At 68.7% G+C, this 8,129-nt stretch carries 9 protein-coding genes; 4 read left to right on the top strand and 5 right to left on the bottom strand.

Features of this window, described 5'->3' with window-relative positions:
- The 3 genes from HUU96_RS07825 to clpS all read left to right on the top strand — a co-directional run.
- Positions 1–1,556, top strand: a 1,556-nt coding sequence (locus HUU96_RS07825) for a PHA/PHB synthase family protein (protein WP_174292274.1), incomplete at its 5' end; no start/stop codon positions are given.
- Between the two features lie 200 nt (positions 1,557–1,756).
- A complete protein-coding gene (locus HUU96_RS07820; protein ID WP_174292273.1) occupies positions 1,757–2,191 on the top strand; it encodes a phasin family protein in 435 nt (144 codons plus the stop codon).
- A 140-nt stretch (positions 2,192–2,331) separates the two neighbouring features.
- Entirely contained in the window at positions 2,332–2,664 is a 333-nt protein-coding gene (gene clpS, locus HUU96_RS07815) for an ATP-dependent Clp protease adapter ClpS (protein WP_174292276.1), read from the top strand.
- A 9-nt stretch (positions 2,665–2,673) separates the two neighbouring features.
- On the opposite strand, the gene HUU96_RS07810 is transcribed toward clpS, so the two are convergent.
- Entirely contained in the window at positions 2,674–3,408 is a 735-nt protein-coding gene (locus HUU96_RS07810; protein WP_254605109.1) for a Crp/Fnr family transcriptional regulator, read from the bottom strand.
- Positions 3,409–3,535: 127 nt separating this feature from the next.
- Here HUU96_RS07810 and murA point away from each other — a divergent pair, with 127 nt between their 5' ends.
- The gene (gene murA / locus HUU96_RS07805; RefSeq protein WP_174292272.1) at positions 3,536–4,819 is read left to right on the top strand and encodes a UDP-N-acetylglucosamine 1-carboxyvinyltransferase; all 1,284 of its coding nucleotides are present in this window, start codon (positions 3,536–3,538) and stop codon (positions 4,817–4,819) included.
- 6 nt (positions 4,820–4,825) lie between these two features.
- Here murA and HUU96_RS07800 read toward each other — a convergent pair whose 3' ends face one another.
- From HUU96_RS07800 to HUU96_RS07785, 4 genes are all read right to left on the bottom strand, one after another.
- Complete coding sequence (locus HUU96_RS07800; protein WP_174292271.1) at positions 4,826–6,145, bottom strand: carbohydrate porin; 1,320 nt, start codon at positions 6,143–6,145, stop codon at positions 4,826–4,828.
- Positions 6,146–6,151: 6 nt separating this feature from the next.
- The gene (locus HUU96_RS07795) at positions 6,152–6,670 is read right to left on the bottom strand and encodes a phosphoribosyltransferase (protein ID WP_174292270.1); all 519 of its coding nucleotides are present in this window, start codon (positions 6,668–6,670) and stop codon (positions 6,152–6,154) included.
- Entirely contained in the window at positions 6,670–7,683 is a 1,014-nt protein-coding gene (locus HUU96_RS07790; protein WP_174292269.1) for an adenosine deaminase, read from the bottom strand. Before HUU96_RS07790 ends, HUU96_RS07795 begins: the two co-directional genes overlap by 1 nt.
- A gap of 46 nt (positions 7,684–7,729) precedes the next feature.
- A partial coding sequence (locus tag HUU96_RS07785) for a polyphenol oxidase family protein (RefSeq protein ID WP_174292268.1) occupies positions 7,730–8,129 on the bottom strand: 400 nt, incomplete at its 5' end.

Raw genomic sequence — 8,129 nt, 5'->3', positions numbered from 1 at the left:
CAGCCCCGCCGGAAGCGTGGGCGGCGGCGGCGGCGTTGTGGCGCGGCATCCTCGATCCCTCGCCTGCGATCGAGCCCTCGACCGACCGCCGCTTCCGCGCGGCCGGATGGCGCTCGCCGGCGTTCGACCTGATCCGGCGCGGCTACGAGATGCTGTCGACCCAGCTGACCGAGGGGGTCGAGGCGCTGCCCGGCCTCGACGAGCGGCAGCGCGCGCAGCTGCGCTTCGCGACGCGCGGCTTCGTCGAGGCGATGAGCCCGTCCAACTTCCCGCTGACCAATCCCGAAGTGATCGAACGCACCATCGAGACTCGCGGCGAGAGCTTACGTGCCGGCCTCGATCACCTTATGGCCGACATCGCCAAGGGGCAGCTGACCCATGCCGACCCGGCCGCGTTCGAGCTGGGCCGCACGATCGCGACGACGCCCGGCAAGGTGGTCGCGCGCACCCGGCTGTACGAGTTGATCCACTATGCGCCGACCACCGACGCGGTGCTGGCGACGCCGCTGGTGATCTTCCCGCCATGGATCAACCGCTTCTACATCCTCGACCTCACGCCTGAGAAGAGCTTTATCCGCTGGTGCGTGGAGCAGGGGATCAGCGTCTTCATGGTGTCGTGGCGCTCCGCCGACGCCAGCCTGAAGGACGTGATCTGGGACGATTACGTCGCCGCGCAGGTCGAGGCGGTCGACACCGTCCGGGCGCTGCTCGACGTGCCGTCGGTCCACACGGTCGGCTATTGCGTCGCCGGCACGACGCTCGCCGCGACGCTGGCGCTGCTCGCGGCGCGGGAGGAGGACGCGCGGATCGCCAGCGCCACCTTCTTCACCGCGCAGGTCGACTTCGCCGCAGCCGGCGAGCTGCAGCATTTCGTCGGCGATGAGACGCTGGCGATGCTCGACCGCCTGTCGCCCGATGGCTGGTTCGACGGGCGCTACATGGCGGCGACCTTCAACCTGCTGCGCGGCCGCGACCTGATTTGGAACTATGTCACCAGCAACTATCTGCTGGGCGAGGACCATCCCTCGTTCGACCTGCTTCACTGGAACGGCGACGTCACCAACCTGCCGGCGGCGTGGCATCGCTCGTACCTGACCGACCTCTACCGCGACAACTCGCTGGTGAAGCCGGGTGCGCTGTCGGTCGATGGGATCCCGCTGGACCTGACGCGAGTGACGACTCCTGCCTATGTCCAGGCGGGCCGCGAAGATCATATCGCGCCGGCCGAAAGCGTGTGGCGGATCACCGAACATTTCGCCGGGCCGCTGCGCTTCGTGCTGGCGGGGTCGGGCCATATCGCCGGCGTCGTCAACCCGCCCGCCGCCGGCAAGTACCAGCATTGGGTCAACGACGAGCCGACCGCCAGGGCGCTGGGCAGCCTGGACGCCTTCATCGCCGGCGCGCGGGAGGTGAAGGGGAGTTGGTGGCCCGACTGGCTCAACTGGCTGCAGGAGCTGGACGGGGCGATGGTGCCGGTCGCCGGTGCCCGCGTGCCCGGGGGCGGCAGCCTGGCGGCGCTGGCCGACGCGCCGGGAGACTATGTCCGCCAACGCTAGGCTATGCTGCACTGCAACATGACCCTTGATTTGGCGTTACGACGGCATTATTGTGCGGTGCAGCAAAGGTTGAGAGGAGGCGTGTGATGGCTCGAAAGATGGTTCGATCGCCCGCCGGCTCCGCTCCAACTTTGGTGAGACGAGCCGCGCGTTCCGCGGCACCGGCCGCGCCCGCGGCCCTGCCCCTCAAGGACGAGACCATGGACGAGACCAACACCTCTATCGATCAGGCCAAGACGATCTTCGCCGACGCCACCGAGCGCGCCAAGGGCAGCTTCGCCAAGGGCCAGCAGATCGCCGGCGAGCTGGGCGATTTCAACAAGGGCAATGTCGAGGCGATCGTCGAGTCGTCCAAGATCGCGATCAAGGGCATGGAGCAGTTCGGCCAGACCGCCGTCGCCTATGTCCGCAGCTCGCTCGAGGAGTCGCAGGCCCAGGCGCGCACCCTGGCCGCTGCCAGCTCGCCGACCGAGTTCCTGAAGCTGCAGGGCGAGTTCGCCCGCACCGCGTTCGACCGCATGATCGCCGAGACCTCGAAGAACACTGAGGCGATGATGAAGTTCGCCGGCGAGATCGCGCAGCCGATCTCGGATCGCATGGCGCTTGCCGCCGACCGGATGAAGGTCGCCGCCTAACTCGGATCGGCCGCCCCGACGGCGGTTCGACGACAATCAGGGGTCGCCCGTCGCGGGCGGCCCCTTTTTTGCGCGTTCCCGCTTGCCGAGCGGCCCCGTCATGCCATATTTTACGGATCACCATGCAGCATCCGATCATCATGGCCGTGCGCCGCGACATTGGCGACGATGACACCGGCACAGGCACCGGCATCGCCACCAAGACCCGCACGCGTACCAAGCAGCCGACGCCCTATCGCGTGCTGATGCTCAACGACGACTATACGCCCATGGAATTCGTCGTGCTGTGTCTGCAGCGCTTCTTCCGCATGGACATGGAGGCGGCGACCAGGGTGATGCTCCACGTCCACCAAAAGGGGGTGGGGGTCTGCGGCACGTTCAGCTACGAAGTCGCCGAGACCAAGGTCAGCCAGGTGATGGATTTCGCGCGGGCGAACCAGCATCCGCTGCAATGCACGCTGGAAAAGGCATAGCCGCTCGGCTCAATCGACCGGCGGCAACCAGCCGAGATCGATGCCGTCGTACCGGTTGACGTAGTTCGCCTCGACGATCAGCGCGGGTTCCTTGACCAGCGTAACCCGGCCCCCCTCGCGCGCGATCAGCTCGCTTGCCTCCAGCTGCCGCAGCATCCGATTGACATGCACCGCCGTCAGTCCGGTCGCATCGCCGATCTCCTCCTGGGTAAGGCCCAGCGTGAAGGTCTGCCCGATTGACGGGTCGAGCGCGCGCAGCCGGTCACGGACCATCAGCAACAGCGCCGCGACCCGCGACCGCGCCGAGGTGCGGCCGACGCCCGCCAGCCGGTCGGTCAGCGCCACCCGCTCGATCTGGGTCAGCGCCAGGATCAGTGCCGCCAGCCGCGGCTGGTCGAGCAGTACCTGCGCCATTGCCCCCCGCTCGATCGGGCTGACCATGCAATCGGTCAGCGCCACGATCGATTGCGAACTGTGGCGATAGACCAGCGCCGACATGGCAAGCAGGTCGCCGGAGTAGTGGAAGGCCATGATCTGCCGGCTACCGTCGTCGAGCAGCACATAGCTCATCGCCGTGCCGCGTCGCAGGACGAACACTTCGGTCAGTCGGTCGTTCTCGCGCAGGATCGCCGCACCGCGTCGAAAGGATTTCTCCCGCTCCTCCAACCGTACGAGTACGGCGCGCTCCTCCGCCGACAATGGAGCAAGATCGCCGAGCAGATCGGCGAGGCAACTTTCCGGCACTCGTCCCCCAATCCCCAAAATTTCACTTGTGTATCAGCACTCTGGCAAAGCCGGTGCACTAACGTCGATCAAGGGACAATCCGGGAACGTGATTTGCAAGCCGCGCCCGGTGCGATAGAGCCGGGCGATGGATCGCATCCTCATCCGCGGCGGCAACCGCCTGTCCGGCCGCCTGCCGATCTCCGGCGCGAAGAACGCCGCGTTGACGCTGATGCCGTGCGCGCTGCTGACCGACGAGCCGCTGGTGCTGCGCAACCTGCCGCGGCTGGCCGATGTCGACGGCTTCGGCCATCTGCTCAACCAGCTCGGCGCGTCGACCCGGGTCGAGGGGGCACGGCCGGGCGAGTTCGGCCGGGTGATGACGATCCGCGTCGGCGCGCTGACCTCGACCGAGGCTCCCTACGACATCGTCCGCAAGATGCGCGCCTCGATCCTGGTGCTGGGGCCGGTGCTGGCGCGGGCCGGCGAGGCGAGGGTGTCGCTGCCGGGCGGCTGCGCGATCGGCAACCGGCCGATCGACCTGCACTTGAAGGCGCTGGAGGCGATCGGCGCGGAGCTGGAGATGAGCGCGGGTTACGTCACCGCGCGGGCGCCCGGCGGCAGGCTGGCCGGCGGCCGCTACAGCTTTCCAGTGGTGTCGGTCGGCGCGACCGAGAACGTGCTGATGGCCGCCGTCACCGCGCGCGGGTCGAGCCGGATCGAGAACGCGGCGCGCGAGCCGGAGATCGTCGACCTGTGCCGTTGCCTGGTGGCGATGGGCGCATCGATCGACGGCATCGGCACCGAGACGCTGGAGATCGAGGGGCGCGAGCGGCTGCACGGCGCGACCTATGCGGTGATGCCAGACCGGATCGAGGCGGGCAGCTATGCCTGCGCGGCGGCGATCACCGGCGGCAGCCTCGACCTGGCCGGTGCCAGCGCCGACGACATGGCCGCGACGCTGGTGGCGCTGCGCGAGGCAGGCGTGACTGTGGAGGCGTACAAGGGCGGGGTGAAGGTGTCCGCCGATGGCCCGCTACGCCCGCTCACCCTGTCGACCGCGCCCTTCCCCGGCTTCGCCACCGACATGCAGGCGCAGTTTATGGCGATGCTGGCGCTGGCGGATGGCGCGAGCGTGCTGACCGAGACAATCTTCGAGAACCGTTACATGCACGTTCCCGAGCTGGCGCGGATGGGGGCGGACATCCATGTCAGCGGGCGCACCGCGGTGGTGCGCGGCGTCGCCGGGCTGACCGGCGCACCGGTAATGGCGACCGACTTGCGCGCGTCGATGAGCCTGATCCTGGCCGGGCTGGCCGCGACCGGCGAGACGCAGGTATCGCGCGTCTATCACCTCGACCGCGGTTACGAGCGGCTGGAGGAGAAACTATCGGCGGTCGGCGCGGATATCGAGCGGGTCGGTGACGGCTGACGCCGTTCAAAACTGTCCGTGCAGCCGGACGGCGACGACGCTCGCGGGACCACGATCGCGGTTGTAGCCGGGGTCGGCGACCAGCTGATAATCGAGCGTGACCGCCACCGGACCGGCTGGCCGCCAGCTATAATAGGCCTCGCCGATCGCCTCTGCCCCTGGATGCGGTAGGCGGCCGTCGCCGATCAGCACACCGACCCCACCGGCCGCCAGATAGCGGCGATGCTCGGCCGAGATGCCGTTGACCACGACCGCGATCCCCAGCGTGTCGGCCTTGCGCCCCCAGCCGCCGCCGTCGATCGCCACCCCCGCCGCGGCGGTGCGGTCGATATCGGTAAAGTCATAGGGCTCGACCGCGCCGTCGGCGATGCCGGCACGGGCGAAGATGCCGGCGTGCTCGGACACCGCCTGTTCGAGGTTGAGGTGGACGCCGACCCGGCTGCGACGTGTCCGCACGAGCGCAGTATCGGGCGCGCCACCAGGACCGGCGACCGCCAGGGCGTCGTCGAAGCGGCCAAAGCGACCCTCGTTGCGGAACAGCGTCATGCGCACGGCACCATCGTGCCCGCCGAGCCGGTGGCGATGCTCGACCTCGCCATCTAGCTGGAACTGGCCGAAACCGCGTTCCAGCGTCTCGCCATTGGGGATGGTCGACAGGTTAAATGCGCCGAGTCGTAGCGTCCAGGCCGCCCGGTACAGCTCGACCGCGATGCCGCTGGAATAGCCCCAAGCGTCGGCGGCATAATCGAAGCTGCCGGCATCGACGATCGCCCAGTTGAGGAAGTCGGCGCGCGGGTCATGAGCATAGCGATTGGTGTCGAACACGTCGCCGACGCTGAACTTGCCGGCGGTCACCACCAGCCGGTCGGCGCGATGGCGGCCGGCGAACTGGTTCGCCGCTGCCGCGACCGGCTCGGCATCACCGCCAAGGTCGATCGTCTGGCGGAAGAACAGGCGCTGCAACCGCACGTAAGGGCTGCTCTTGCCGACCTTGTACGCCTCCGCACTCGGGAAGCCGGCGACGCCGAGCGTGTTCGACAGGCCGAACCCCTGGTCGACCTCCGGGTTCACCCACAGCTCGCCGCCCCGCCACGGGCTGACCCCTGCGTAGAGCGTTGCGTCGATCGTCTCGCGCAGCTGGCGCGGGGTCAGGCTGTTCGGCCCCTCATAGGGCGAGCGGAAGCCGGGCGTACCCTGCGCGACCAGGGTCGCCTGGCCATGGACCGCGAGCCAGTCGACCGAGAGCGGCGGGTCGTCCTCCGCTGCAGCCCCTACCGGGGCCAGCATCGCGAGCAGCACCGCGCCAATCACCCCGATGCCCCTCATCGAGCGTCAAGCGATCCGCTCGGGTACCGCGGCGGCGTCGTCGGCGATCGTCTCGGCCGGAGCCATCGCTTCCCACGGGAAGACATACCAGTCCTTGGTCACCGTCCGGTCGATCGTGCGCGCGGCATAGTCGACGCGTTGCGCAGAGACGCGGTTGTCGATCAGCGTCGCGAACCGCACCGCACCCTCGACGCCTCCCGCCGCTGCCAATGCGGTCCGCAGCAGGCCGATAGTACGACCCGAGTCGTTGATGTCGTCAACGAACAACAGCCGCTCCCCGGCGCGCGTCCGCGCGGCAAGGCGGACCAGCACCTCCTCGGCGAAGTCCTTGACTTGGCTCGACAGGTCGCACGACAGCGTCGGCAGGCCGGTGGCGTGGCTGAGGAACACCGCCGGCACCAGCCCGCCGCGGCCGATGCCGATCAGGAAGGTCGGCGACCAGTCCCGATCGGCCGCGACCGCTGCGGCGAGCGCCTTCACATCGGCGACGAACGCGTCATGGTCGACGGGCGTGAACACCGGCATCAGGTGCGCTCCGCATAAGCATCGAGCCGCGTCAGCTGCGCCGCGACCTGATCGTCGGGCAGGAAGCTGCCAAGAAAGCTGTTGCGCGCCAGCGTCACCAGCTGCTCGCGGCCAAGTCCTCTCGCCTCCGCGACGGCGCGGAAGTTCTCAGCGATATAGCCGCCGAAATAGGCGGGGTCGTCCGAGTGGATGGTGGCGCGCAGCCCCGCCGCCAGCATCCGGTCGATCGGGTGATCCTCCAGCCGATCGACGTTGCGCAGGGCGACATTGGACAGCGGGCAGACGGTGAGCGTCATTGCGCTGCGTGCCAGCCGGGCGACCAGGCCCGCATCCTCCATGCTGCGGTTGCCATGGTCGATGCGGTCGACGTGGAGCAGGTCCAGCGCTTCGTGCACATAGGCGGGTGGCCCTTCCTCGCCGGCGTGGCAGCACAGCTTCAGCCCGCGTTCGCGCGAGGCCGCGAAGACGCGGGCGAACTTGGCGGGCGGATTGCCGACCTCCGACGAATCTAGGCCGACGCCGACCAGCCGGTCGAGCCACGGCTCCGCCATCGCCAGCGTCGCGAACGCGTCCTCCTCGTCGAGATGCCGCAGATAGCTCATGATGAGATAGACGCTCATGCCGTGCTTGGCGCGCGCGCCGTCAACCGCGGCGAGCAGGCCGTCCATCACCGTCGCGAACGCGATGCCGCGATGAGTGTGCGTCTGCGGGTCGAAGAAGATCTCGGCGTGAGTCACGCCGTCCGCCGCCGCGCGGTCGAAATAGGCAGCGGCGAGGTCGTGGAAATCCTCGGCGGTGCGCAGCACGTCCGCGCCGGCATAATATATGTCGAGGAAGCTCTGCAGGTCGGTGAAGCGATAGGCGGCGCGTACCTCCTCCACCGAGGCGAAGGGGATCGCCACCCGATTGCGACGGGCAAGCGCGACCATCATCTCGGGCTCAAGGCTGCCCTCGATATGGAGGTGAAGCTCGGCCTTGGGCAGGCCGGCGACGAAGCTGCCGAGATCGCTCATGCGCGCTTCATCGCCGCTCGCGCCCCGTGGGGCAAGCGGTCCCGCGTCAGGCGATGCCGATCAGCGCGATCTGGCGGCCGTAATCGTCCTCGCCGTGGTGGGTGGCGCGGCGATAGGAGAAGAAGCGGTCGGCGTCCGCATAAGTGTCGAGGCCCAGCGCCTCGACCCGCGGGACGCCGGCACTCGCCAGCCGATGGACGACATAGGCTTCCAGATCGAACTGGTGGCGGCCGCCTTGGCCTTCGACGAAGAAGCGCTCGTTGTCGGGCTCGGCGGCGACGAAGCCGCTGCGGAACAGTCCGTCGACCTCATAGCTCGCCCTCGCGATGCATGGGCCCACGGCGGCGGCGATCCGCTCGCGTTGCGCGCCCAGCGCCTCCATTGCCACCAGCACCGTGTTGGTGACGCCGCCAAGCGCGCCCTTCCAGCCGGCGTGCGCCGCGCCG

The organism is Sphingomonas bacterium (assembly GCF_903644135.1).
Taxonomy (GTDB): domain Bacteria; phylum Pseudomonadota; class Alphaproteobacteria; order Sphingomonadales; family Sphingomonadaceae; genus Sphingomonas.
The sequence above is the reverse complement of the archived record's forward strand: the minus strand, read 5'-3'. Positions and strand labels throughout refer to the sequence as shown.